This window comes from Blautia sp. 1001283B150304_161114_C9 (assembly GCF_015668165.1).
Taxonomy (GTDB): domain Bacteria; phylum Bacillota; class Clostridia; order Lachnospirales; family Lachnospiraceae; genus Blautia_A; species Blautia_A wexlerae.
This window is the reverse complement of record NZ_JADPGO010000001.1, coordinates 59,246-85,135: the sequence shown is the minus strand read 5'-3', so window position 1 is coordinate 85,135 and position 25,890 is coordinate 59,246. Positions and strand designations below refer to the sequence as shown.

22 protein-coding genes are annotated in these 25,890 nt (G+C 43.2%); all 22 read left to right on the top strand.

Annotated elements, in window-relative coordinates:
- The 22 genes from priA (at position 1) to murA (ending at position 25,874) form a co-directional block, all read left to right on the top strand.
- A complete protein-coding gene (gene priA / locus I4V44_RS00365; protein ID WP_196002132.1) occupies positions 1 to 2,220 on the top strand; it encodes a replication restart helicase PriA in 2,220 nt (739 codons plus the stop codon).
- Positions 2,221 to 2,389: 169 nt separating this feature from the next.
- A complete protein-coding gene (gene def / locus I4V44_RS00360; RefSeq protein ID WP_196002131.1) occupies positions 2,390 to 2,866 on the top strand; it encodes a peptide deformylase in 477 nt (158 codons plus the stop codon).
- Between the two features lie 7 nt (positions 2,867 to 2,873).
- Positions 2,874 to 3,821: a methionyl-tRNA formyltransferase gene (fmt, locus tag I4V44_RS00355; RefSeq protein WP_118573824.1), complete on the top strand. Its 948-nt coding sequence runs from the start codon at positions 2,874 to 2,876 to the stop codon at positions 3,819 to 3,821.
- 4 nt (positions 3,822 to 3,825) lie between these two features.
- On the top strand, positions 3,826 to 4,521 hold the full coding sequence (locus tag I4V44_RS00350; RefSeq protein WP_196002130.1) for a zinc metallopeptidase: 696 nt from the start codon (positions 3,826 to 3,828) through the stop codon (positions 4,519 to 4,521).
- Complete coding sequence (gene rsmB, locus I4V44_RS00345) at positions 4,514 to 5,866, top strand: 16S rRNA (cytosine(967)-C(5))-methyltransferase RsmB (RefSeq protein WP_196002129.1); 1,353 nt, start codon at positions 4,514 to 4,516, stop codon at positions 5,864 to 5,866. The genes I4V44_RS00350 and rsmB overlap by 8 nt, the downstream gene beginning before the upstream one ends.
- A gap of 3 nt (positions 5,867 to 5,869) precedes the next feature.
- Positions 5,870 to 6,910 carry a 23S rRNA (adenine(2503)-C(2))-methyltransferase RlmN gene (rlmN, locus tag I4V44_RS00340; protein ID WP_196002128.1) on the top strand — a complete coding sequence of 347 codons (1,041 nt, stop codon included), beginning with the start codon at positions 5,870 to 5,872 and terminating at the stop codon, positions 6,908 to 6,910.
- A gap of 1 nt (position 6,911) precedes the next feature.
- Positions 6,912 to 7,658, top strand: coding sequence for a Stp1/IreP family PP2C-type Ser/Thr phosphatase (locus tag I4V44_RS00335; protein WP_196002127.1), 747 nt, complete (start codon positions 6,912 to 6,914; stop codon positions 7,656 to 7,658).
- Complete coding sequence (gene pknB / locus I4V44_RS00330; protein ID WP_196002126.1) at positions 7,652 to 9,835, top strand: Stk1 family PASTA domain-containing Ser/Thr kinase; 2,184 nt, start codon at positions 7,652 to 7,654, stop codon at positions 9,833 to 9,835. Before I4V44_RS00335 ends, pknB begins: the two co-directional genes overlap by 7 nt.
- Before the next feature lie 3 nt (positions 9,836 to 9,838).
- Positions 9,839 to 10,717 (top strand): ribosome small subunit-dependent GTPase A, encoded by an 879-nt coding sequence (gene rsgA / locus I4V44_RS00325; RefSeq protein ID WP_008706503.1) that lies wholly within the window; start codon positions 9,839 to 9,841, stop codon positions 10,715 to 10,717.
- Positions 10,717 to 11,391: a ribulose-phosphate 3-epimerase gene (rpe, locus tag I4V44_RS00320; protein ID WP_025578154.1), complete on the top strand. Its 675-nt coding sequence runs from the start codon at positions 10,717 to 10,719 to the stop codon at positions 11,389 to 11,391. Before rsgA ends, rpe begins: the two co-directional genes overlap by 1 nt.
- Before the next feature lie 8 nt (positions 11,392 to 11,399).
- Positions 11,400 to 12,131: a thiamine diphosphokinase gene (locus tag I4V44_RS00315; protein ID WP_196002125.1), complete on the top strand. Its 732-nt coding sequence runs from the start codon at positions 11,400 to 11,402 to the stop codon at positions 12,129 to 12,131.
- 120 nt (positions 12,132 to 12,251) lie between these two features.
- The gene (ychF, locus tag I4V44_RS00310) at positions 12,252 to 13,349 is read left to right on the top strand and encodes a redox-regulated ATPase YchF (RefSeq protein ID WP_008706507.1); all 1,098 of its coding nucleotides are present in this window, start codon (positions 12,252 to 12,254) and stop codon (positions 13,347 to 13,349) included.
- A 20-nt stretch (positions 13,350 to 13,369) separates the two neighbouring features.
- Positions 13,370 to 14,392, top strand: coding sequence for a prolipoprotein diacylglyceryl transferase (gene lgt / locus I4V44_RS00305; protein WP_243280154.1), 1,023 nt, complete (start codon positions 13,370 to 13,372; stop codon positions 14,390 to 14,392).
- A 293-nt stretch (positions 14,393 to 14,685) separates the two neighbouring features.
- Positions 14,686 to 15,117, top strand: a complete 432-nt coding sequence (gene mraZ, locus I4V44_RS00300; protein ID WP_020993618.1) for a division/cell wall cluster transcriptional repressor MraZ — start codon at positions 14,686 to 14,688, stop codon at positions 15,115 to 15,117.
- 50 nt (positions 15,118 to 15,167) lie between these two features.
- Positions 15,168 to 16,103 (top strand): 16S rRNA (cytosine(1402)-N(4))-methyltransferase RsmH, encoded by a 936-nt coding sequence (rsmH, locus tag I4V44_RS00295; RefSeq protein ID WP_008706511.1) that lies wholly within the window; start codon positions 15,168 to 15,170, stop codon positions 16,101 to 16,103.
- A 15-nt stretch (positions 16,104 to 16,118) separates the two neighbouring features.
- The gene (locus I4V44_RS00290) at positions 16,119 to 16,697 is read left to right on the top strand and encodes a hypothetical protein (protein ID WP_020993617.1); all 579 of its coding nucleotides are present in this window, start codon (positions 16,119 to 16,121) and stop codon (positions 16,695 to 16,697) included.
- Between the two features lie 65 nt (positions 16,698 to 16,762).
- Positions 16,763 to 18,946, top strand: coding sequence for a peptidoglycan D,D-transpeptidase FtsI family protein (locus I4V44_RS00285; protein ID WP_196002123.1), 2,184 nt, complete (start codon positions 16,763 to 16,765; stop codon positions 18,944 to 18,946).
- 69 nt (positions 18,947 to 19,015) lie between these two features.
- Positions 19,016 to 20,851, top strand: coding sequence for a peptidoglycan D,D-transpeptidase FtsI family protein (locus I4V44_RS00280; RefSeq protein ID WP_196002122.1), 1,836 nt, complete (start codon positions 19,016 to 19,018; stop codon positions 20,849 to 20,851).
- A 108-nt stretch (positions 20,852 to 20,959) separates the two neighbouring features.
- Positions 20,960 to 21,916, top strand: a complete 957-nt coding sequence (gene mraY, locus I4V44_RS00275; protein ID WP_025578129.1) for a phospho-N-acetylmuramoyl-pentapeptide-transferase — start codon at positions 20,960 to 20,962, stop codon at positions 21,914 to 21,916.
- 54 nt (positions 21,917 to 21,970) lie between these two features.
- Positions 21,971 to 23,326 (top strand): UDP-N-acetylmuramoyl-L-alanine--D-glutamate ligase, encoded by a 1,356-nt coding sequence (gene murD / locus I4V44_RS00270; protein ID WP_008706517.1) that lies wholly within the window; start codon positions 21,971 to 21,973, stop codon positions 23,324 to 23,326.
- An 86-nt stretch (positions 23,327 to 23,412) separates the two neighbouring features.
- Positions 23,413 to 24,510, top strand: coding sequence for an FtsW/RodA/SpoVE family cell cycle protein (locus I4V44_RS00265; protein WP_008706519.1), 1,098 nt, complete (start codon positions 23,413 to 23,415; stop codon positions 24,508 to 24,510).
- An 80-nt stretch (positions 24,511 to 24,590) separates the two neighbouring features.
- A complete protein-coding gene (gene murA / locus I4V44_RS00260) occupies positions 24,591 to 25,874 on the top strand; it encodes a UDP-N-acetylglucosamine 1-carboxyvinyltransferase (protein ID WP_196002121.1) in 1,284 nt (427 codons plus the stop codon).
- Positions 25,875 to 25,890 lie beyond the last annotated feature (16 nt).

The following is a 25,890-nucleotide window of genomic DNA, read 5'->3' as shown; positions in this document are numbered from 1 at the left end:
ATGATATATGCTGATATAATAATTGATATTTCCAGTGATAAACTGGACCGGAGTTTTCAATATCGTGTACCAGAAAGGCTGGAGAAGAAAATAAAGGCAGGGATGGTGGCAGCCATCCCTTTTGGAAATGCCGGCCGGGTGCGTAAAGGATATGTGATTGGATTGTCGGATGAACCGAAAATTGCTCCCGAAAAGATTAAAGAAATCAGTGAAATCTGCAGTGGAGAAGAGACTACGGAATCCAGGCTGATCGCCCTGGCAGCCTGGATGAGAGAAAATTATGGTTCCACCATGATCCAGGCTCTCAGAACAGTACTTCCAATTCAGGAGAAAATCAAGGCAAAAGAGAAAAAATATATATGCCTGGACATTTCCGAAGAGGCGGGAATGCAGTTGCTGAAAGAACTTGAACAAACAAGATTTAAAGCAAGAACAAGACTTCTGAGGGAACTTCTGGAGAAAAAAAGACTGGATTATACACATGCGGCGAAAGAACTGGGGACAACTTCTGCTGTTGTAAAGAAATTTCAGGAGCAGGGGATTATCCGCATAGAATATGATGAGATAATGAGAACTTCACTGAATACAGGTGATATTTCCGGAGAAAGGCAAATGCCGCTTACAGATGAACAGGAAGCGGCAGTAAAACAGATACAGAGAGAATGGGAAAAACCATCGCCGAAGCCTGTGCTGATCGAGGGAGTGACAGGGAGCGGGAAGACCCAGGTGTATATAAAGCTGATCGAACAGACGCTTTCTCAGGGAAAGGAAGCAATCGTGCTGATTCCGGAGATTGCTCTGACATATCAGACGGTACGCAGATTTTATGCCAGATTTGGGGATAAAGTATCAGTCATCAATTCCAGACAGTCTCAGGGAGAACGCTATGATCAGTTTAAACGTGCGAAAAGGGGAGAAGTTCAGGTGATGATCGGTCCAAGATCTGCGCTGTTTACGCCATTTGCCAGTCTGGGACTGATCATTATTGATGAAGAACATGAACCAAGCTATAAAAGTGAAAGCACACCCCGTTATCATGCAAGGGAAACTGCAATCCGGAGAGCTGTTTTAGAACATGCAAATGTGGTAATGGGTTCAGCTACTCCATCAGTGGAAGCCTACAGTAAGGCAATGAATGGGGAATATAGTCTGGTCAGGCTGACAACAAGATATGGAAGCAGACCTCTGCCCAGGGTTTCTATCGTAGACCTGCGTGAGGAATTAAAAGCAGGGAACAGGTCTGTACTGAGCAGAGAACTCCGGCAAAAGATGAAAGGCCGGTTTGAGAAAAAAGAACAGGTAATGCTTTTTCTGAACAGAAGAGGATACGCAGGTTTTGTATCCTGCCGGTCCTGTGGACATGTGATGAAGTGTCCGCATTGTGATGTTTCTCTTTCGGAGCATAATAATGAAAGGCTTTTATGTCATTACTGTGGATATGAGACAGGAAAACCCCGGATATGCCCGGTGTGCGGATCGCCTTATATTGGCGGATTTAAGGCAGGAACACAGCAGATCGAGAAGGTAGTGCGGGAAGCTTTTCCGGGCGTCAGGACTCTCAGAATGGATTTTGATACAACAAGAACCAAGGGCAGCTATGAAAAAATTCTTGCAGCTTTTGCTGCTCATGAGGCAGATATACTGATCGGAACACAGATGATCGTTAAGGGGCATGATTTCCCGGATGTCACGCTCATGGGAATAGTAGCAGCGGATCTTTCACTGAATGCAGAGGATTACCGATGTGCGGAACGTACCTTTCAGCTTCTTTGTCAGGCAGTCGGCCGGGGAGGACGGGGGGAAAAACCGGGAGAGGCAGTGATCCAGACCTATCATCCGGATCACTACAGTATTCAGGCGGCAGCAGTGCAGGATTATCAGGCATTCTATGAGGAAGAGATGAGTTACCGTATGCTTCTGGATTATCCTCCTGCAGCATATATGCTGGCAGTTCTGGGCTCAGGTCCGGAAGATGAGAAACTGGTTCAGGCCATGTATTATCTGAAACTTTATATAGAAAGGATATACAGAGAAAATGACCTGCATATCATTGGCCCGGCATATGCGTCAGTTGGAAAAGTTAAGGATATTTACAGACAGGTTATCTATTTAAAACATAAAGATCATAAAACGCTGGTACATATCAAAGACCAGCTGGAGAAATACATAGAGATAAATTCCGGTTTCCGGAAAATATACATACAATTTGATTTCAGTTAATTATAGCAGAGTTTTTCAAAATCTCATTACTGAAGTAATCTGCTGCAGAAAGGAAATCCGACAGGCAGTAATTTCTGAAATCGTGATATAACAATAATCAAGATATCAGGTTAGGGGCAAAATATCTTTTGATCCTAACATCATAATCAAAGAAGAGGAGAATAAAGAAATGGCACTTAGAAAAATCAGATTACAGGGCGACGAAGTACTTGCAAAGGTCAGCAGACCGGTAGAAAAGATGACACCACGTATTCATGATCTGATCGGGGATATGCTTGAAACCATGTATGATGCAATGGGAGTTGGCCTTGCTGCACCACAGGTAGGTATGCTGAAGCGTATCGTTGTGATTGATATAGGAGAAGGTCCTATCGTGCTGATCAATCCTGAAATCCTTGAAACATCAGGCGAACAGACTGGTGATGAAGGATGCTTAAGTGTACCTGGAATGGCTGGTCAGGTAACACGTCCGAACTATGTAAAGGTAAAAGCTCTGAATGAAGATATGAATGAAGTAGAATATGAAGGGGAAGGTCTTCTTGCGCGTGCTTTCTGCCATGAGATCGATCATCTGGACGGACATATGTATACAGAACTGGTAGAAGGAGAACTTCATCAGGTTTCCTATGATGAGGATGAGGAGTGATAATCAAATGAAGATAGTATTTATGGGAACACCGGATTTTGCAGTGCCGTCATTACATGCACTGACAGAAGCCGGATATGAGGTGGCAGCAGTGGTGACTCAGCCTGACAAACCAAAAGGGAGAGGTAAGACATTATTGCCAACACCTGTAAAAGAAGAAGCCGTTATGCACGATATTCCGGTATATCAGCCGGAGAAAGTGAGAAATAACCCTGAATTTCTGGAGATTCTGAAAGAAATCAATCCTGATATCATAGTTGTTGCTGCATATGGACAGATTATTCCAAAAGAAATCCTGGAACTTCCGAAATTTGGATGTATTAATATTCATGCGTCTCTTCTTCCGAAATACAGAGGAGCAGCTCCTATCCAGCAGGCTGTGATCGACGGGGAAAAAGTATCAGGTGTAACGATCCAGCAGATGGGAGAAGGTCTTGATACCGGTGATATGATCTCAAAGATAGTGATTCCAATCTCTCCGACAGAAACAGGTGGAAGCCTGTTTGGAAAACTTGCGCAGGCCGGTGCTGATCTGCTGATCAAGACACTTCCATCTATTGAGCAGGGAACTGCGGAGTTTGAAAAACAGCCGGAGGAGAGTCCTACACCTTATGCGGCTATGATCACCAAACAGATGGGACTGATGGATTTCAGAAAATCGGCAGAAGAACTGGAACGCCTTGTACGCGGCCTGAATCCATGGCCAAGTGCTTATACATTTCTTAATGGAAAAACTCTGAAAGTGTGGAAATGTAAAGTCAGCACTGAGAAAACAGATGCTGTTCCGGGGACAATCTTCCTGGCAGATAAAGAGGGAATCCATACAGCATGTGGAGAAGGAGTGCTGATCCTTACAGAGGTACAGCTGGAAGGTAAGAAGCGTATGGAAACAGAAGCTTTTCTCCGGGGATATCACATTGAAACTGGAATTGTTTTTACAGATCATAAGGAGTGATTAGATGTACGGATATTATTATTTTGATCCTACTTATTTACTGCTCGTTATCGGAATGGTGCTGTCTTTGCTGGCATCTGCAAAGGTAAAGAGTACGTTTTCTGTTTACAGCAGAGTGCGCAGTGCATCGGGACTTACAGGTGCCGATGCTGCCAGAAGGATTCTTCGTATGTCAGGAATTACGGATGTTACGGTAGTACCCATATCCGGTAGCCTGACAGACCACTATGATCCGAGAAGTAAGAAACTGGCACTTTCTCAGGATGTATATGATAAAACATCTGTGGCTGCGATCGGAGTGGCTGCGCATGAATGCGGACATGCTATCCAGCATGCGGCTAACTATGTGCCATTGAATCTTCGCTCTGCGATTGTGCCTGTTGCAAACATCGGTTCCACACTTTCCTGGCCATTGTTTCTGGCAGGACTGATTTTCTCAATCCGTCCACTGCTGACTGTTGGAATCATTTTGTTTACATTTGCGGTTCTTTTTCAGCTTGTAACTCTTCCGGTAGAATTTAATGCATCTTCAAGAGCATTGAAAATGCTTGGAAGTTCAGGAATACTTGGAGCTGATGAGGTAAAAGGTGCAAGAAAAGTCCTTACAGCAGCGGCACTCACCTATGTTGCAGCACTTGCTTCATCAATTCTGCAGCTTTTAAGACTGATCATACTTGCCGGAGGAAGAGACCGTGACTAATGGAATAAATACAAGAGAACTGATATTGCAGATATTACTGGAAATCGAGGAAGAGGGAAAACACAGCCATATCGCTATCCGCAATGCTCTTTCCAAATATCAGTTCCTTCCAAGACAGGAGAGAGCTTTTATTACCAGAGTCTGCGAAGGAACACTGGAATATCGTATTTTAATAGATTATATTATTGATTCATATTCAAAAGTATCTGTAGATAAAATGAAGCCTGTGATCAGGGAAATCCTGAGAAGTGCAGTTTATCAGATCAGGTTTATGGACAGTGTGCCGGACAGCGCAGTGTGTAATGAAGCGGTGAAGCTGGCACAGAGAAAAGGCTTTTACAGCCTGAAACCTTTTGTAAACGGTGTTCTTCGTACGATTGCCAGAGAGTGGAAAAATCTGAAACTTCCTTCAAGGGAAGAAAATCCGGTCAGATATCTGTCTGTCAGATATTCTATGCCGGAAACACTGGTAAACCGTTGGCTTGAGGATTACGGGGAAGAAAAAACAGAAAAGATTCTTACAGATTTTCTCACTGAGAAACCGATCACAGTACGCTGCAGAACTCATAAATATCCACAGAAAGAGATTTATGAGAGCCTGGTCGATCAGGGAGTGGAAGTGAAACCTGCACCTTATCTTCCCTATGCATATGAAATTTCAAATTATAACCATATTCTTGCACTGGATGCATTTATACAGGGGAAAATCCAGGTGCAGGATGTAAGCTCCATGCTGGTGGCAGAAATTGCAGATCCGCAAAAAGGGGATTATGTGATAGATATGTGCGCAGCACCTGGTGGAAAGAGTCTCCATGTTGCAGATAAAATGGGAGATTACGGAACAGTAGATGCACGCGATATCAGCCAGTACAAAGTGGATATGATCGAAGAGAATATTCACAGAACAGACTGCATTAATATACAGGCTCATGTGATGGATGCTACGGTATTTGATGTAGATTCAGAACTCAAGGCAGATGTCGTCCTGGCAGATGTCCCATGTTCCGGATATGGAGTAATTGGAAAGAAGCCGGAGATCAAATACAGGGTGACAGCACAGAAGCAGGAAGAGATTGTGATCCTTCAGAGAACAATCCTTGACAATGCGGCAGAATATGTGAAACCGGGCGGAGTGCTGGTATTTAGTACCTGTACTATCGCAAAGGAAGAGAATGAAGAGAATATGTTGTGGTTTATGAATAATCATCCGTTCAAACTGGAGAGTATTGATCCGTATCTTCCGGAAGAATTGCATTCTGAGACTACAGCTCTGGGTTATCTTCAACTGCTGCCGGGAGTACACAAAACAGATGGCTTCTTTATTGCAAAATTCAGGAGAAAATAAGTAATGACAGACATTAAGTCAATGACAATCGACGAATTAAAGGAACTGATGATCACTCTGGGAGATAAGCCCTTTCGTGCAAAGCAGATTTACAGCTGGCTGCATGAACACCTTGTTACTTCTTATGATGAAATGACTAATCTTTCCAAAAGCCTGAGGGAAAAACTGAAAGAATATCCTGTCACAGCACTGAAGATGGTAGATGTACAAACATCCCGGATTGACGGTACACAGAAGTATCTGTTCCGTCTCAGTGATGGAAATGTGATAGAGAGTGTTCTCATGCGGTATAAACATGGAAATTCTGTCTGTATTTCTTCTCAGGTGGGATGCCGCATGGGATGCAGATTCTGTGCATCTACCATAGGAGGACTGACCAGATGTCTTCTCCCGTCAGAAATGCTGGATCAGATATACAGGATACAGGCTCTGACAGGAGAAAGAGTTTCCAATGTTGTGGTCATGGGAACGGGGGAACCTCTTGATAATTATGAAAATCTTCTCAGGTTTATACATATCCTGACAGAAGACGGAGGACTTCATATCAGTCAGAGAAACCTGACTGTATCTACCTGTGGGCTGGTTCCGAAGATTTATGACCTTGCAAAAGAAAAGCTTCAGATGACACTTGCACTTTCCCTTCACGCACCTAATGATGTGAAGCGACGGGAACTGATGCCGATCGCAAACAAATACAGCATGGATGAGGTTCTGGAAGCCTGCCGTTATTATTTTAAAGAAACCGGGCGCAGGATCACATTTGAATACAGTCTGGTAGCCGGAGTTAATGACAGCGATGAGGATGCAAGGGAACTTTCCGGCAGGATCAGAGATATGAACTGCCATGTAAATCTGATCCCGGTAAACCCTATTAAGGAACGTTCCTTTGTGCGTTCAACAAGACAGGCTGTGGAGAATTTCAAAATAAAACTTGAAAAATGTGGAATAAATGTTACTATTAGAAGAGAAATGGGCAGTGATATTGATGGTGCCTGTGGACAGTTAAGAAAAAGTTATATGGAAAAAACAGAAAGCGAGAAGTGACATGAGGATATATTCAGCTACTGATGTCGGGCAAAAGCGGAAGATGAACCAGGATTATGTGTTCGCAACTGCTGACCCGGTTGGAAATCTTCCGAATCTGTTTGTTGTTGCAGATGGTATGGGTGGTCATAATGCAGGTGATTATGCATCCTCTCATGCGGTTACATCTATGGTGGAGGAAATCCGGCAGGATGCGGATTTTAATCCGGTAAAGGTAATCCGTCATGCCATTGAATGTGTAAATACCGAGATTCTTACCCAGGCACAGCAGGATGAGAAACTCAGAGGAATGGGAACAACGATAGTGGCAGCTACTATCGTAGGACATTACGCTTATGTGGCAAATGTAGGTGACAGCAGACTTTATGTGATCGGAGAGAAGATTCAGCAGATAACAAAGGATCACTCACTGGTGCAGGAGATGGTAAGAATGGGAGAACTTGACCCTGAACAGGCAAGGAAGCATCCGAAGAAAAATATCATTACAAGAGCACTTGGAGCAGAGAAAACAGTGGATATTGATTTCTTTGATCTGAAACTGGAACCCGGAGATGTAGTTTTGATGTGTTCGGACGGGCTCAGCAATATGGTTGAGGACAGCCAGCTGAGGGAAATCATTTCTGACACATCTACAGATCTGGATGAAAAAGGCAGGATACTTATAAGAGAAGCAAATCGCAATGGCGGCAAGGATAATATTGCAATTGTATTGGTAGAACCATTCGCAGACGAGGTGAAAGCATGTTAAAAACGGGAACGATCATAGCAGAACGCTATGAGATATTAGGAAAAATTGGTACCGGCGGAATGGCGGACGTATACAAGGCAAAAGACCATAAGCTGAATCGGTTTGTTGCTGTAAAAGTTCTTAAGCCGGAATTCAGAGAGGATACGACGTTTATCCGCAAGTTTAAAAGTGAGGCTCAGGCTGCAGCAGTTCTGACACATCCGAATATAGTGAATGTATTTGATGTTGGTGACGATAACGGAGTTTATTACATTGTTATGGAGCTTATTGAGGGAATTACTCTCAAGGAGTACATTTCCAAAAAGGGAAAGCTTTCTGTAAAAGAAGCAACCAGTATTGCAATCCAGGTCTCCATGGGACTGGAAGCTGCACACAGCCATGGGATTGTACATCGTGATGTAAAACCGCAGAATATTATCATTTCCATGGATGGAAAGGTAAAAGTAACAGATTTTGGTATTGCAAGAGCCGCTTCTTCCAATACCATAAGCTCAAATGTAATGGGATCTGTTCATTACAGTTCACCGGAACAGGTCAGAGGCGGATACAGTGATGAGAAGAGTGATATTTATTCACTGGGTATCACAATGTATGAAATGGTTACAGGGAAGGTTCCTTTTGACGGAGATACCACAGTAGCTATTGCTATCAAACATCTTCAGGAAGAGATTGTTCCTCCAAGTGTTTATACACCGGAGCTTCCCCACAGTCTGGAGCAGATCATTCTGAAATGTACACAGAAAAGCGTGGATCGCCGTTATCAGAACATGGAGGATGTGATCGCAGATCTGAAGCATTCTCTGATCGATCCACAGGGAGATTTCGTAACGCTGACGTCTGTGGATAACGAAGCAAAAACAGTTGTGATCTCAGATAAGGAGCTTGGCGAGATCAAACATATGCCGAAGCAGATCGCAAAGTCAGAACCTGAGGCTCTGGAAGAAGAAATCAATGAAACAGATTATGATGATGAGCCGGAAGTGAAAAAGCACAGGAAGAAATCAGATAAGCCTGAGAAAAAGAAAAAAAGAGGCGGACATGGGCTGACTATTGTAATGCTTCTGATGGGGGTTGTAATCCTGATAGCAATCATTCTGGTCGCAGGAAAGGCGTCCGGACTTATTGGAAGTAACAATGATACAGACAAAAAAACTGAGGCCTCAGATACATCGGAATCAGATGATGACGGAATGGTAACTGTGCCGAATCTGGTAGGAAAAACAGAGGATGAAGCAAAGAATATCACAAAGGATATGAAACTGGGTATTCAGCCTATGGGCGAGGAGGCTTCAAATCAGGCAAAAGGAACCATTTCTTCACAGGATATTCCAAAGGGAAGTAAAGTAGAGCAGTATACGACCATTAAGTATTATATCAGCAAGGGTGCGCAGCAGATCACAATTCCGGATGTGGATGGACAGACCGGAGTAGATGCACAGCAGACTCTGGAAGATATGGGATTAACTGTTGAGATACAGAAAGAATACAGTGAATTAAATGATGATGGTACTCCGGTTACAGATCCGGGATATGCAGTCTCCACAACTCCGGCAGCCGGAAACTCTGTTTCAGCAGGAGACAGCGTAACACTGCTTGTCAGCCGAGGTGTGGACTATGGAGACAGTGTGGAGGTTCCAAGTGTTGTCGGAATGACAAAGAATGATGCAGTTACTACTTTTGGTAAGTTCCTCAATGTGGAAGTAAAAGAGGAAAAGAGTACAGAGGTGGCAGAAGGAGAAGTAATTTCACAGGAACCGGAAGCCGGAAACTGGGAAGATCCGGATAATGTAAATGTTGTGATCACAGTAAGTACCGGAGCTCAGGAACCTTCGGCTCAGAGTGACAGCGCAGATACTGCTGCATCATCTGATGCTCCGGCACAGACAGCAGATAACAGTGCGGCGGCAGCAGCCGGGGAAGTATGGAAATGTACACAGACTCTGAATACTCCATCAGGATATTCCGGAGGTCCGGTTCGTCTGGAACTGATCCAGAATGTAAACGGAACACCGACAGCTTCAGTTGTTCTGGAAGATCAGGTAATCCAGTTCCCGTATGATCTGGATATCACAGGTGCACCTGGTATCAGCGAGGGTACTTTGTATCTGTCTGAACAGATTAGCGGAACTTATCAGGAACTCGGAAATTATTCTATTACATTTGCTAAGGCTGAATGATCCATGCAGGGAAAGATAATAAAAGGAATTGCAGGATTTTATTACATCTATGCAGAAAATGATGAGATTTATGAATGCAAAGCAAAGGGAATATTCAGAAAAGATAAACAGAAACCTCTTGTAGGGGATAATGTGGAGATAGAGGTTTTGGATGAACAGGAGAAGGAAGGCAGTGTGACTGCCATCCTTCCCAGAAAAAATTCATTGATCCGTCCGGCCGTTGCCAATGTGGATCAGGCTTTTGTGATTTTTGCGATGGAGAATCCTAAACCTAATTTTATGCTGCTTGACCGTTTTCTGATCATGATGGAGAAAGAGAATGTTCCGGCAGTCATATGTTTTAACAAGAAAGATCTTGCAAAACAGGAAGAACTGGAGCTTTTATATGAAACCTATAAGAGCTGTGGATATGATGTGATTTTTTCCAGTACTTTTAATGGAGAGGGGCTGGATGAAATACGTGAGATCCTGAAAGGAAAAACAACTGTAGTTGCAGGACCTTCCGGTGTGGGAAAATCTTCAATTACCAATGCACTGCAGGAAAATGTACAGATGGAAACCGGGGAGATAAGTAAGAAGCTGAAACGTGGAAAGCATACCACGCGTCATTCTCAGGTGATACCGGTGGGACATGATACTTATCTGATGGATACACCGGGATTTTCTTCTTTATATCTGACAGATATAGAAGAACAGGAACTTAAGGCGTATTTTCCGGAGTTTCGCAGATATGAAGAACAGTGCAGGTTTCAGGGATGCAGACATATCCATGAACCGGACTGTGGCGTGAAAGCAGCATTGGCTGAGCATGAGATCAGCCAGCTTCGCTATGAAGATTATCTGGGACTTTATAATGAATTAAAAGAGAAAAGGAGATTCTAATTATGTATCAGTTGTGCCCTTCTATTTTATCGGCAGATTTTAACCGTTTGGGCGAACAGATCAAAACCCTGGAAAAAGAGGGGATTGAATGGCTTCATATTGATGTTATGGATGGTGATTTTGTACCGAGTATTTCTTTTGGAATGCCGGTGATAAAGTCTATCCGAAAGGAATCAAAGTTGTTTTTTGATGTACATCTCATGGTTACAGAGCCTGAGAGATATATCAGAGATTTTGTGGAATGTGGGGCAGATTCCATTACAGTACATGCGGAGGCATGTGAAGATCTTGAGAGAACTATTGAACAGATCAGGGAAGCAGGTGTGAAGGTGGGAGTTTCCATCAAACCGGCTACACCTGTAAACGATATAAGTCATATGCTCAGCGATGTGGATATGGTTCTGATCATGACTGTACAGCCGGGATTTGGCGGTCAGAAGTATATGGAAGAATGTACGGAAAAGATCAGGGAAGTACGTGAACTGATCGAGGCCGAGAATCTGGATGTAGATGTTCAGGTTGACGGTGGCATCAATGATGAGACAATGGAGACAGTGCTCACAGCAGGTGCAAATCTGCTGGTAGCAGGTTCTTATGTTTTCAACGATGATCTGGCAAAAAATGTAAAACATGCCAGAGAACGAATGGATGAGATCATAAGAAGGATTGACTGAGGAAGAGCATGATAGATACGATAATTGTAAGCGGGGGCAATATCCACAGTGATTTTGCCCTCGATTTTTTAAAAAAGAATGAAGCCTGTCTGATCGCAGCTGATAAAGGGCTGGAATTCTTTCTGGAGCATCAGCTTTTGCCGGATGCAGTTATTGGAGATTTTGACAGTCTGTCTGAAGATGGGAAAAAATTTCTGGAAATTCAGGAAGAAAAAAGTATGGACAGTGAAATTCCCTATGGGGGAATGAATGAGTGGAAAGTGCAAAAAGGCTCTAGAAATGAGAAAAAAGAAATAAAAGTTATCCGCCTGAGACCGGAAAAAGATGATTCAGATACACAGTCTGCCATGAATTATGCAATTCGAAACGGTGCAAAGCGGATCATAATCCTTGGAGCGACCGGAAACAGAGTGGATCATTTGATGGCAAATTTCGGACTTCTTGTTCTGGCAAAGAATCAGGAAGTGGAAGTGATACTGGCAGATCAGTATAATTATATGAAACTTGTTTCAGATGGAGAAATCATAAAAAAATCAGAACAGTTTGGGAAATATATATCATTTTTTCCGTTAGAAGGAGATGTGACAGGACTGACGTTGGAGGGATTTAAATATTCACTTGACCATTATCACCTGACAACAGCAGACAGTGGCCTGACAGTGAGTAATGAGATTGTCAGTGACAAGGCAAAAGTTACCTATCGGTCTGGAACATTGCTTATGATAATGTCGCGGGATTAAGCGTGCTGCGATAATACCGTACTTGCACATAATAAGTGGTTATGCTAGAATAATGAAAGTGCAGTAAAAATATCTGAAAATACCATAAAATCAATACATTTAAAGGAGATATAGAAAGAAATGAAATTAGGAATCGTCGGATTACCGAATGTTGGAAAAAGTACATTATTTAATTCACTTACAAAAGCAGGCGCAGAATCAGCAAACTATCCATTCTGTACGATCGACCCCAATGTAGGTGTTGTTACAGTGCCGGATGAGAGACTGAAGCTTCTTGGAGATTTTTATCATTCCAAGAAAGTGACACCTGCTGTAATTGAATTCGTAGATATTGCAGGACTTGTAAAGGGAGCATCCAAAGGAGAAGGCCTTGGAAACCAGTTCCTTGCAAATATCCGTGAGGTAGATGCAATCGTTCATGTAGTCCGCTGCTTTGAAGATTCCAATGTTATCCATGTAGATGGAAGTATTGATCCTATCCGTGATATTGAAACTATTAATCTGGAGCTGATCTTCTCAGACCTTGAGATCCTTGAGAGAAGAATTGCAAAAGTTACAAAAACAGCACGCATGGACAAAGAGGCTGCCAAGGAGCTTGATTTCCTTCAGAAGGTAAAAACACATCTGGAAGATGGCAAGATGGCAATCACTATGGAAATGGAAAATGAAGATGAAGAAGCCTGGATGTCTACTTATAATCTGCTTACCTGGAAGCCTGTGATCTATGCAGCAAACGTAGCAGAAGGAGATCTGGCTGATGACGGTGAAAGCAACAGCCATGTACAGGCAGTGCGCAAATATGCGGCAGAGCAGAACAGTGAGATTTTCGTTATCTGTGCAGAAATCGAAGAAGAGATCTCTGAACTGGATGATGATGAGAAGAAAATGTTCCTGGAGGATCTGGGACTGACAGAATCAGGACTTGAGAAACTTGTAAAAGCAAGCTATCATCTCCTTGGACTGATGAGTTTCCTTACTTCAGGTGAGGATGAGACAAGAGCATGGACGATTAAAATCGGAACAAAGGCTCCGCAGGCAGCAGGTAAGATCCATACAGATTTTGAGCGAGGATTTATTAAAGCTGAGGTTGTAAATTATCAGGATCTTCTGGACTGTGGTTCCTATGCAGGTGCCAGAGAGAAAGGTCTTGTAAGAATGGAAGGTAAAGAATACGTTGTACAGGATGGAGATGTGATCTTATTCCGATTCAATGTATGATGAACAGGTGATTTATGGAAATGTCGATACGTTTTCCGGGACCCGGCCTGGTCTTTGACTATGTGCCGCGCTCATTTCAGGTATTTGGAATGGAATTTACCATATATGGAGTACTGATTGCTGTGGGTGCTCTTCTTGGAATGGGACTTGTGACACTTGAAGCGAAACGAAATGGGGAAGATCAGAACAGGTATCTCGATATGATACTTATCTCCCTGCTGGTTTCAGTGGCAGGTTCCAGATTATTTTATGTGGCTTTTTCATGGGGATTTTATAAAGAAAATCTGAATGCCATACTGGACTTTCGAAATGGTGGTTACGCTTTATATGGTGGCCTGCTCTTTGGATTTCTTGCGGCAGCGGTATTTTGCAGGATTACCAAAACGTCATTCTGGCAGAGTGCCGATATTGCGTGTCCCGGAATACTTCTGGGACAGGCTATAGGGCGCTGGGGTAACTTTTTTAACAGAGAATCTTTCGGAGAATATACAGATCTGCCATGGGCAATGCAGATACCGGTTTCAGCTGTGCGGTCAGGAGAAGTTTCGGGAGCAATGAGGGATAATCTGCTGACCATAAACGGGATTTCATATATTCAGGTTCAGCCGGTTTTTCTTTATGAAAGTCTGTGGTGTCTGCTGTTATTTCTGCTGTTGATGGCCATGCGCCGAAAAAAGAAATATGAAGGCGAATTGTTTATGATCTATCTGGCAGGTTATGGTCTGGGAAGGTTTTTCTTTGAATGGCTCAGAACAGATAAGCTTTATATTCCGGGGACAAAAGTGGGGATTTCGCTGGTAATTTCCGCTATATTATTTGCTGTTTTTATGCCTGTAGTGATCATACGCAGAGTGATGGCACAGAAAAGAGATACTATACGCCGGCAGAGGAAAAAAAGATTTCTGGATGAGTCAGTGAAAGAAAAACAGATGTTTCCTGAGACTTCTGAAATGAAACCGGAACCGGAAATCCGGCCGGAGATGGATGAACAGGTAAAGCCAGATGTGGGAACTTCTCCCACAAATTCAAAAGAAGAACAGTAAAAAAACATATATCTGAAAGATAAGTGGGTTGAAAGTGGAAATTCAACCCACTTTTTATGTATAAAAGCCCATTTTTCTCGTAAAAATAAGGTTGTTTCATAAATGTTAACAGAGTTCTAAATTTTAAAAATCTTTTTCTCCCCCTTGTTTTTTCAGCCTAAATAGTTTAGAATAAGCACATAAGTGGTAGAAAGTGGTGAATAGTGGTGGTGAGTGGGGAATAACGGCAGAGTCCATTACCACCTGAGAAATCTGAAGGGGAGATTCAGATTTTGCGAGAGTAGGTGAGTAACATGTTCATGGGAGAGTATAACCACACGATCGACGCGAAGGGGCGTCTGATCATTCCTTCTAAATTTAGGGAGCTCTTAGGGGAAGAGTTTGTTCTGACAAGAGGGCTTGATGGCTGTCTTTACATTTATCCGATGGATGAATGGGAATCCTTTGAAATGAAGCTCAGATCTTTACCACTTACAAATAAAAATGCCAGAACTTTTTCACGATTCTTTGTAGCTGGAGCAACTACATGTGAACTGGACAGGCAGGGACGAATCCTTGTACCGCAGACACTGCGCGAATTTGCCGGTCTGGAGAAAGATGTGGTTCTGACAGGTAATCTGAACAGAATTGAAGTTTGGAGCAAAGAAAAATGGAATGAGATCTGTGATTATGATGACATGGACAGCATTGCAGAGAGCATGCAGGACATGGGAATCACAATCTGACAGGTCTCGTTTGAAGTATCTTGCAAAGTAAATCCAGACAGGAGACGGAGATGGAATTTAAACACAAATCTGTATTACTGGAAGAGACCATTGAAGGTTTGGATATCAAACCGGACGGAATCTACGTGGATGGTACTTTAGGAGGTGCAGGGCATGCCGGTGAGGTATGCAGGAAACTTTCTGCCAAGGGGAGATTTATTGGCATAGATCAAGACCAGGATGCGATAATTGCTGCGAGTGAGAGGTTAGCCCCCTATAAACAGGCGACGATCATTCGCAGCAATTATTGTTACATGGTACAGGAACTGGCAGCAAGAGGCATCTATAAAGTCGACGGGATTCTCCTTGATCTTGGAGTATCTTCCTATCAGCTTGACAATGAAGAACGCGGTTTTACCTACAGGGTAGATGCACCGCTCGATATGCGCATGGACCAGCGCCAGACGCAGACAGCCGGCGATATTGTCAATGGCTATGAAGAAAAAGAATTATACCGTATTATTCGTGATTACGGTGAAGATAAATTTGCAAAAAATATTGCAAAACATATTGTTGCCGCCAGACAGGTGAAACCGATCACAACCACCGGAGAACTGACAGAGATTATCAGAGAATCCATTCCCATGAAGATGCAGGTGAAGTCAGGACATCCGGCCAAGAGAACTTTTCAGGCAATCCGTATTGAGCTTAACAGAGAGCTCGATGTGCTGCGGGATTCTCTGGATGGAATGATCGATATCCTTGATGATGGCGGAAGACTTTGCATTATCACTTTTCATTCTCTGGAGGACAGAATTGTAAAGACGATTTTCAGAAAAAATGAGAATCCGTGTACCTGCCCTTCAGATTTTCCTGTATGCGTATGCGGGAAGAAATCCAAAGGAAAAGTGATCACAAGAAAGCCGATTCTTCCGGGGGAGACAGAGATGGAAGAGAATCCGCGTTCCAAAAGTGCAAAGCTTCGGATTTTTGAGAGAGTATTATAATTAGAGAGGCATGAAATGGCGAGAACGACCAGGAGTGAAACAGCAAGAAGAAGCAGAACCAGTGCCAGAACAAACAGAGGAATGTATGTTGACGGAAATACGGTCAGACGTCTTGCAGAAGTTCCGGAGAGAAAGAGGCAGCCGGGAAGACAGAATCCGGGAAGGCAGCAGACCAATCGAAACCGAAGAGTGCAGGCGAGTCCTGCGCAGGTACCAAGGCAGAAACATCAGTTGAGTAAAGAAGCACAGAAGAACAGGCAGAAGGCGACTGCAATGAACTGGGGATTTGTAGCGTTTCTGGCAGTTGTATGTGTGGCGATATTATTCTGCTCTGTGAAATATCTTCGTTACAAATCAGAGATTACCGCAAAGATGAGTACAGTTGCATCTCTTGAGGAAGAACTGGCAGATTTAAAAGAAGACAATGATGCATATTACAGCCAGGTGACATCAAATGTGGATCTGAATAAGATCAAGCAGACTGCATTGGGGAGACTGGGGATGAAATATCCGTCAGATGATCAGACAGTAACCTATTCTACATCGGGTAACAGCTATGTAAGACAGTATCAGGATATACCAGATTCAAAGTAGGTGATTAATTGAGCAATACGGGAAGAAAGAGTCGAAGAAGACCACAGAGAAAAATAAATCAAAACATGAAAGAAAAGCTGCTGATATTGTTTGGAATTGTGTTACTGCTTCTGGTAATATTAGTGTTGAGAATTACTTATATTAATGCTACCAGTGGAAGCAAATACAAAAAACAGGTGTTAAGCCAGGCACAGCAGAAATATGAGAGCCAGGTACTGCCGGCAAAGAGAGGCGATATTTATGACAAGAACGGAAATATACTGGCTACCAGCAATAAAGTTTATAATGTGATCCTGGACTGTAAAACTGTAAATTCAGATGAGGACTATGTAGAGCCAACAATACGTGCCTTAAATGAGGTGCTGGGGATTGATGAAGAAATAGTGCGTTCTCTTTTGGCCGATTCAAGAACCAGCCAGAGTCAGTATCAGGTACTGACAAAACAGCTGTCTATGGACAAAAAGAAAGAATTTGAAAAATATAAGGCAGAGGATGAAGATTCCGGTCTTACTAAAGCGCAGGCAAAGGAACGGGCAAATATCAAAGGCGTCTGGTTTGAAGAGGATTATCTGAGAAGTTACCCGTTTAATGAAACAGCATGCGATACAATTGGTTTTGCACTGGACAGAGATGTGGCAGATATCGGACTGGAAGGGTACTATAACAGCACACTGACAGGCGTAGACGGAAGACAGTATGGGTATATCAATGATGATTCAGATGTGGAGCAGACCATTATTGCTGCGGTGAATGGAAAAAGCATTCAGACCAGCATTGACATCGGTGCACAGCAGATTGTTGAGAAATATGTTAATGGATTTAAAGAGGCAATGGGGGCCAAGAATATAGGTGTCATTGTTGAAAATCCGTCCACCGGTGAGATTATTGCCATGGATGGTGGTGACCGTTATGATCTGAATAATCCGAGAGATCTTTCCACTGTATATACAGAAGATGAAATCAAAGCGATGAATGATGTGGAAACAGTGGAGGCTCTGAATGGTATGTGGAGTAATTTCTGCGTCACAGATGCCTATGAGCCGGGATCTGTTGTAAAGCCGATCGTCATGGCTTCTGCATTGGAAAAGGGTGCGATACAGGAAACAGATACATTTGTATGCGATGGATCGCAGACTTTTGGAGATACTATGATCAAGTGTGCGGTTTATCCGAGTGCACATGGCACAGAGACACTGGGAGAGGTAATTGCAAACTCCTGTAATGATGCAATGATGCAGATTGGTGCCAAGATGGGAGCTACTCAGTTTATCAAAGCACAGAGTCTGTTTAATTTCGGAACAAGGACAGGGATTGACCTGCCGAATGAAGGTGCAGGTATTATCCATACTAAGGACAGTATGGGGGAAACAGAACTTGCATGTTCTGCTTTTGGACAGGGTTTTACCTGTACCATGATCCAGGAAATCAATGCGATGAGTTCCGTTATCAATGGCGGATATTATTATCAGCCGCATCTTGTGACAAAGGTTCTTGACAGTAATGGCGGAACTGTAAAAACAATCTCGCCGATACTTCTGAAGCAGACGATTTCCTCCAGAATTTCCAGTGATATCAGAAGCTATATGGCATTGAGTGTACAGCAGGGTACCAGCCGTCATTCCAAAGTGCAGGGTTACAGTTCAGGCGGTAAAACAGGTACAGCGGAGAAATACCCGCGAGGAAACGGAAAATATCTGGTTTCTTTTATTGGATTTGCTCCTGTAGATGACCCGGCTGTGGTAATTTATGTAGTTGTAGATGAACCGAATGTAGAGGATCAGGCAAATAGTACTTATCCGCAGTATATTGCACAGGGAATCCTTTCGGAGCTTCTTCCGTATCTGAATGTAGTGCCGGATGAATCTGAAGATGGAACAGTGCCGGAGACAGAATTGTGGGAAGGGTTTAAGGGACATTTAAAGAGTACTTCCATATCGGACAGCGAACTTGACAGTGACGGTAATCTGGTGGATGCAGATGGCAATCTGATAGACTGGGATGGAAACCGGATTGATGAAAACGGATATCTGCTGGATGCCAATGGAGATCACATATTGGATGAGGAAGGCAATTATAAGATGTCTACAAATCTTGTCAGTGCTTCGGGAAGTACGGATGCAGATTCTTCAGGAGATGCAGTATCCAATCCTGATGCACCTGCACCTCTGGAGGATGATGAAGCTGAGACGACTGAGGATAATGACGAAGAGACAGACGGTATTACCAATGAAGAAGCAGGTCTGGAATAAAAACGTATAGTTATAGCTCCGCAGAGAATGGTCATATATTGTTATGACAATCTCTGCGGAGCTTTTTTTATGAAAAAAAATATGACGTTTCACAAGAGAAAAATATGGGTGGTATTACTCTGCTGTATTTTAATGATGACAGGCCTTATCGGAAGACTGGTATATCTTATGTGTTTCAGATCAGACTATTATTATAAGAAAGCAAAAGAACTTCACGAAAGAGAGAGAGAGATCAAAGCGGCCAGAGGGGAGATTCTGGATGCAAGGGGAAAAGTTCTGGCATCAAACAGGACGGTATGTACAATCTCTGTGATCCACAGTCAGATTAAAGAACCTGAAAAAGTAATCGCCCTGCTGTCTGAAAAACTGAAAATAGATGAGGCAGAAGTGAGAAAAAGAGTGGAGAAAATCTCTTCCATAGAAATAGTAAAGACAAATGTGGAAAAAAGTACAGGTGATGAGATAAGAGAGTGCAGTCTGGCAGGGGTGAAAGTTGATGAGGATTATAAGCGTTACTATCCATGTGGAAGTCTGGCTTCAAAAGTCATTGGCTTTACGGGAGGCGATAATCAGGGAATTATCGGTCTGGAAGTGAAATATGAAGAAATCCTGAGGGGACAGCCGGGTAAAATCCTGACAACAACAGATGCCAGGGGTGTGGAAATTGATAAATTGGGTGAGACAAGGGAAAAACCGATAGAGGGGAAAAGCCTGATGATCAGCCTTGATGTAAATATTCAGGAATTTGCGCAGCAGTCAGCTTTGAAAGTAATGGAGGAAAAGCAGGCAGAACGTGTATCTATCCTGCTGATGAATCCACAGAACGGCGAAATATATGCATGTGTCAATGTGCCGGAATTTGACCTGAATGATCCTTTTACCCTGACAGATGATCTGAATATGCAGTTAAATGAATCCGGGATAACAATACCGTCGGAAGATCACAATAAACAAAGTGAACTGGCAGTGCAGACAGCATCAGGAAAAACAAATACAGAAAGAAAGCAGGAATTACTGAATCAGATGTGGAGAAATCCCTGCCTGAATGATACTTATGAACCGGGCTCCACATTTAAAATCATCACCATGGCAGCCGGACTGGAGGCTGGTGTTGTTTCACCTGGGGACCGTTTTTATTGTCCCGGATATAAAGTGGTGGAGGATCGCAGAATCCACTGTGCAAAAAGAACAGGACATGGATCCCAGAATTTTGTGGAAGGTGCACAGAATTCCTGTAACCCTGTGTTTATAGAGGTGGGGCTTCGCCTTGGGATAGAACGTTATTATAAGTATTTCAGACAGTTTGGACTTCTGGATAAAACCGGGACAGATCTTCCGGGAGAGGCAGGAACTATTATGCATCAGAAGAAAAATATGGGAGAAGTGGAACTGGCAACGGTTTCTTTTGGACAGTCTTTTCAGATTACGCCTGTTCAGCTGGCTGCAACAGTAAGTTCACTTATAAACGGAGGCAGACGGGTGACACCGCATTTTGGAGTCGCAGTGTTAAATCCTGACAGAACAGAGGGTGAGAAACTGATTTTTCCGGTAAAGGAAGGAATTGTCTCTGAAGATACTTCGAAGGAAATAAGAGAAATCCTGGAAACAGTAGTATCTCAGGGCTCCGGAAAAAATGCAAAAATTGAAGGATATGCCATCGGTGGGAAAACTGCCACTTCCCAGACACTGCCAAGAAGTGCAAATCGTTATATTTCCTCTTTTTTGGGATTTGCACCTGCAGAAGATCCGCAGATACTGGGACTGTGTATTATTCATGATCCGAAAGGAATCTATTATGGAGGGACAGTAGCTGCACCTGTGATACGTGGTATTTTTGAGAATATCCTGCCATATCTTGGAATTGAAAAAAGTGATGTTTCTGATTTTTCTGCAGAAGGCAATTAGGGAAATTCCGCAGGCAGGGTTGATAAATAAGCAAAAAAGCCTTATACTAAAAGAAATCTGAAAGTAAAAAACTTTCAGGAAAAAACGAAAGAATGAACGAGGTGTAAGATGGAATTTCAAGTTGTAATCCCTGTGCTGATTTCTTTTGCAATCAGCGTTGTATTAGGACCGGTCATCATTCCTTTTCTCCGGAGACTGAAGATGGGCCAGACAGAAAGAACAGAGGGCGTACAGTCCCATTTAAAGAAAGCAGGAACACCTACAATGGGTGGAGTGATCTTTCTGATCGCCACAGCGATAACTGCATTATTTTATGTAGGGGATTATCCGAAGATCATTCCGGTACTGTTCCTGACTCTTGGATTTGGAATTATCGGATTTCTGGATGATTATCTGAAGGTTGTGCTGAAACGCTCAGATGGACTGCTGCCATGGCAGAAATTTTTACTTCAGGTAGTTCTGACTGCGATTTTTGTATTTTATATTGTTAAGTATACAGATATCTCACTGACTATGAGAATCCCATTCTGGAGCGGACATTTCCTGAATCTTGGATGGCTGGCAGTTCCGGTTCTTTTCTTTGCTGTGATCGGTACTGTGAATGGAGTTAATTTTACGGATGGTCTGGATGGTCTTGCTTCCAGTGTGACTCTGATCGTTGCAGTATTTTTTACAGTAGTTTCTATTGGAATGAAATCGGGGATCGAGCCGATCACAGGTGCAGTTGTGGGAGGTCTGATGGGATTTCTGTTGTTTAATGTATATCCGGCAAAAGTGTTTATGGGAGACACAGGTTCTCTGGCACTGGGTGGTTTTGTTGCAGGTACGGCTTATGTGATGCAGATGCCGTTATTTATCCTGATCGTGGGTCTGATCTATCTGATCGAAGTACTTTCCGTTATCATTCAGGTAACTTATTTCAAGGCAACACATGGAAAGCGTATCTTTAAGATGGCACCGATCCATCATCATTTTGAGTTATGCGGATGGTCTGAAACACGTGTAGTTGCGGTATTCTCAGTTATTACAGCGGTTATGTGTATGGTCGCACTGCTGGCACTGTAAGATTTTGGCTAAGCAGATTTCAGCGTTATGCTGATAAAAGGGAGGAAAATTATTATGGAATTACAGGGAAAAAAGGTACTTGTATTCGGTTCCGGAAAAAGCGGAATCGGAGCATCTGACCTTCTGGCAAAGGTAGGAGCATTTCCGGTTATCTATGACGGAAATGCCGAAACAGATAAAGACGCAGTTGTACATAAAACAGATGGGACATATCCGGTCACTGTATATGCAGGAGAACTTCCGAAAGAAGTACAGGACAGTCTTGATCTGGTAGTTTTAAGCCCCGGAGTGCCGACAGATCTTCCACTTGTAAAGAGTTTTTATGAGCAGGGGCTTCCGGTATGGGGAGAGGTGGAACTGGCATACAGAGTAGGTGACGGTGAAGTGCTTGCCATTACAGGAACAAACGGAAAAACTACTACAACAGCACTTCTTGGAAAAATTATGCAGGATGCACGTGAGTCTGTTTTTGTAGTCGGCAATATCGGAACCCCATATACTTCCAAAGCACTGGAGATGAAGCCAAATTCTATAACTGTTGCAGAAATCAGCAGTTTTCAGCTGGAAACGATTGATGAGTTTGCACCAAAGGTATCTGCAATCCTGAATATTACAGAGGACCATCTGAACCGTCATCATACAATGGAAGAGTATATACGTGTGAAAGAACTGATCACTGAGAATCAGGGTACAGAAGATGTATGCGTGCTGAATTATGAAGATGAGGTTCTGCGTGAGTTTGGAAAACATCTGACTCCACGAGTGGTATATTTCTCCAGCGGACGTAAACTGGATGAGGGAATTTATCTGGATGGAAATAAAATCATCCTGAAGGACGGAGAAAAAGAAATCGAAGTAGTTAAGACAGAAGATCTGAAGCTTCTTGGAAAACATAATTTTGAGAACGTTATGGCCGCAGTTGCAATGGCTTACTACGATGGAGTATCCTTGGACAGCATCCGTAAGAGCATCTGTGAATTTACAGCTGTTGCACACAGAATCGAATATGTGACAGAGAAAAAAGGCGTTGTATATTATAATGATTCCAAAGGAACTAACCCGGATGCGGCAATTAAAGGAATCCAGGCAATGAACCGTCCGACACTTCTGATCGGCGGCGGTTATGATAAACAGTCCGGTTATGATGAATGGATTGAGGCATTTGACGGAAAGGTACGTTATCTGGTGCTGATCGGTCAGACAAAGGAGAAAATCAAAGAAGCTGCTGAGAAACATGGTTTCCATGACATCATCCTCTGCGAAGATCTGAAAGAGGCAGTAAAGGTATGTGAGGAGAAAGCACAGCCTGGAGATGCTGTTTTGCTTTCTCCCGCATGTGCAAGCTGGGGACAGTTTGATAACTATGAACAGCGTGGAGATATGTTCAAGGAATATGTAAGAAATCTGTAGAATATCTATAAGTAAGAATTATAGCTGTCCGGCAGAGAAAGACGAAGCTGCAGTGACCGGCTATAGATAATTTTGCGGAGAAACAGATGGCGCGAAAAAGAGCGACAGATTTATCAAAAACAGATATGACGATGCTGGTACTGATAGTACTGCTTGTGATTTTTGGTCTGGCAGTATTATTCAGCTCCAGTGAATATAATGGCAGAGTACGTTTCGGCGACTCTGCCTGTTATTTTAAGAAACAGTTATTTGCCACAGCATTGGGTATGGGAGTGATGTATATGGTTTCTTCCATTGATTATCATTTTTTTCTGAGGCTGGGACCAGTGGCATATCTGATTTCAATGTTTTTGTCCGGCGCAGTACTTTTTGTAGGTCAGGAGATCAACGGCTCAAAAAGATGGCTGAATCTTGGACCTTTATCTTTTCAGCCTTCAGAGTTTGCGAAAGTTGCTGTGATCCTTTTTCTTGCATGGCAGATCGAGCGGACAAAAAAAGCAACCATGGGATTTGGATTTATGTGCAGGACAATACTGACCCTGCTGCCAATCATTGGTCTTGTAGGTTCAAATAATCTGAGTACAGCGATCATTATTCTGGGTATCGGTGGAATCCTGATTTTTGTATCCAATCCGGGATATCTGGAATTTATCGGGCTTGGCAGCGCAGGTGCAGGTTTCATAGCTGTTTTTCTTGCTGCAGAGAGTTATCGTCTGGAACGTCTTGCAATCTGGAGAAATCCGGAGAAATATGAAAAAGGATTTCAGACGATCCAGGGATTGTATGCCATTGGCAGCGGCGGAATATTCGGCAGAGGCTTTGGAAACAGTCTGCAGAAACTTGGATTTGTTCCGGAAGCACAGAATGATATGATTTTTTCGATTATATGTGAGGAAATGGGAGCAGCCGGAGCTATCTTTCTGATTTTTCTGTTTGCAATGCTTTTGTGGCGGCTGGGGGTGGCTGCCATGCATGCAAAAGATCTGGCCGGAGCTCTTATCTGTTGCGGGATTATGGGGCATCTGGCTCTTCAGGTTATTTTGAATATTGCAGTGGTGACCAATACAATCCCCAATACAGGCATTACGCTGCCTTTTATCAGCTATGGAGGAACTTCGGCAGTGTTTCTTCTTGGGGAAATGGGACTTGCGATGAATGTTGGGAAATGTGACAGGATAAATTGAATTACAGGTTTCAGAATGACGTAACATATAATAGAAAAAGCCATAAACTGTAAAGTAAGAGACTCTTTGGGAGCAAAAGGTTGGATGAAATCCATGTAACAGGTAAAGCTTCTCTCAGCGGAGAGATTTTTATACAGGGATCTAAAAATGCAGCACTTCCAATGATAGCCGCATCTCTGATGCACAGAGGACTAAGCATTCTGAGGGGATGCCCCAGAATTTCAGATGTTTTCTGTATGGAAGAGATTTTGAAAAGTCTTGGTGCAGTGACCTGGTGGGACGATCATGATCTTTATCTGGATTGTTCCTGCGCAGACGGAACAGAAATTCCTGCAGTCTATACAGGCAGAATGCGTTCTTCGATCATTCTGGCAGGTGCGGTGCTTGCAAGAAACAGAAAATGCAGGATAGGGTATCCGGGCGGATGTACGATCGGGAAAAGACCAATAGATTTCCATCTTATGGCACTGAGAGCACTTGGCGCGGATGTCCGGGAAAATGCATCAGGCCTGGATGGAGAATGTGTCAGATTTGAAGGGCAGGATATTGTGTTTCCGAAATCGAGTGTGGGAGCTGCTCAACAGGCAATACTGGCAGCAGTTCTTGCAAAAGGTGTAACACATCTTTATAATTGTGCGAAAGAACCGGAGGTTTTCTGGCTCTGCAGATATCTGAAAACAATGGGAGCACTGATAGAAGGAGAAGAAACCGGTGAAATTACGATCAGAGGAGTGGATGAACTGAACGGCGGAGAATACCGTATTCCTCCGGATCGTATTGTTGCAGGTACCTATCTGTGTGCGGCTGCGGCAGCAAGAAGTAAGATTATTCTTCATGATGTACCTGTGGAGGAGCTGCAGTCGTTTATGGAAGTATATCGGAAAATAGGTGGACAATATCAAGTAAATGGTGGTACACTAGAGGTCAATGGAAAGAATGCTGTCAGACCGGCTGTTTTAGTAGAAACAGAAATTTATCCGGGTTTTCCCACAGATCTGCAGGCTCCGTTGATGGCGGTGCTGACAGGTGCGCAGGGACAGAGTACCATACGGGAAAATATTTTTGACCGGAGATTTGGCAGTGCTTTTCAGATGAAAAAAATGGGCGCAGATATTTCCGTAAGCGGAAACCAGGCAATCATAAGAGGGGGAAAAACTCTTAAGGGAACACAGGTACAGGCAGGAGATCTCAGAGGTGGTGCAGCCCTGCTCATTGCCGCACTTATGGCAGAGGGAGAAACCTGTGTTACAGGAGCCGGGTTTATCAGCAGGGGCTATGAGCATATCTGTGAAGATTTACGGACTTTGGGCTGCAGAATATGGCAGCCGGGGACAGAGGATTTGAGGATTTATGAGAGAAAGTAATTATGGGAAAAGACCT

Excerpts from the sequence above, each read along its gene's own strand:
- I4V44_RS00335 (WP_196002127.1), top strand. The coding sequence starts at position 6,912 with ATGAGGATATATTCAGCTACTGATGTCGGGCAAAAGCGGAAGATGAAC.
- fmt (WP_118573824.1), top strand. The coding sequence starts at position 2,874 with ATGAAGATAGTATTTATGGGAACACCGGATTTTGCAGTGCCGTCATTA.
- priA (WP_196002132.1), top strand. The coding sequence starts at position 1 with ATGATATATGCTGATATAATAATTGATATTTCCAGTGATAAACTGGAC.
- mraY (WP_025578129.1), top strand. The coding sequence starts at position 20,960 with ATGGAATTTCAAGTTGTAATCCCTGTGCTGATTTCTTTTGCAATCAGC.
- def (WP_196002131.1), top strand. The coding sequence starts at position 2,390 with ATGGCACTTAGAAAAATCAGATTACAGGGCGACGAAGTACTTGCAAAG.
- I4V44_RS00280 (WP_196002122.1), top strand. The coding sequence starts at position 19,016 with ATGAAAAAAAATATGACGTTTCACAAGAGAAAAATATGGGTGGTATTA.
- ychF (WP_008706507.1), top strand. The coding sequence starts at position 12,252 with ATGAAATTAGGAATCGTCGGATTACCGAATGTTGGAAAAAGTACATTA.
- mraZ (WP_020993618.1), top strand. The coding sequence starts at position 14,686 with ATGTTCATGGGAGAGTATAACCACACGATCGACGCGAAGGGGCGTCTG.
- rsmH (WP_008706511.1), top strand. The coding sequence starts at position 15,168 with ATGGAATTTAAACACAAATCTGTATTACTGGAAGAGACCATTGAAGGT.
- rsgA (WP_008706503.1), top strand. The coding sequence starts at position 9,839 with ATGCAGGGAAAGATAATAAAAGGAATTGCAGGATTTTATTACATCTAT.
- I4V44_RS00315 (WP_196002125.1), top strand. The coding sequence starts at position 11,400 with ATGATAGATACGATAATTGTAAGCGGGGGCAATATCCACAGTGATTTT.
- I4V44_RS00350 (WP_196002130.1), top strand. The coding sequence starts at position 3,826 with ATGTACGGATATTATTATTTTGATCCTACTTATTTACTGCTCGTTATC.
- I4V44_RS00285 (WP_196002123.1), top strand. The coding sequence starts at position 16,763 with ATGAAAGAAAAGCTGCTGATATTGTTTGGAATTGTGTTACTGCTTCTG.
- rlmN (WP_196002128.1), top strand. The coding sequence starts at position 5,870 with ATGACAGACATTAAGTCAATGACAATCGACGAATTAAAGGAACTGATG.
- I4V44_RS00290 (WP_020993617.1), top strand. The coding sequence starts at position 16,119 with ATGGCGAGAACGACCAGGAGTGAAACAGCAAGAAGAAGCAGAACCAGT.
- murD (WP_008706517.1), top strand. The coding sequence starts at position 21,971 with ATGGAATTACAGGGAAAAAAGGTACTTGTATTCGGTTCCGGAAAAAGC.
- lgt (WP_243280154.1), top strand. The coding sequence starts at position 13,370 with ATGTCGATACGTTTTCCGGGACCCGGCCTGGTCTTTGACTATGTGCCG.
- pknB (WP_196002126.1), top strand. The coding sequence starts at position 7,652 with ATGTTAAAAACGGGAACGATCATAGCAGAACGCTATGAGATATTAGGA.
- I4V44_RS00265 (WP_008706519.1), top strand. The coding sequence starts at position 23,413 with ATGGCGCGAAAAAGAGCGACAGATTTATCAAAAACAGATATGACGATG.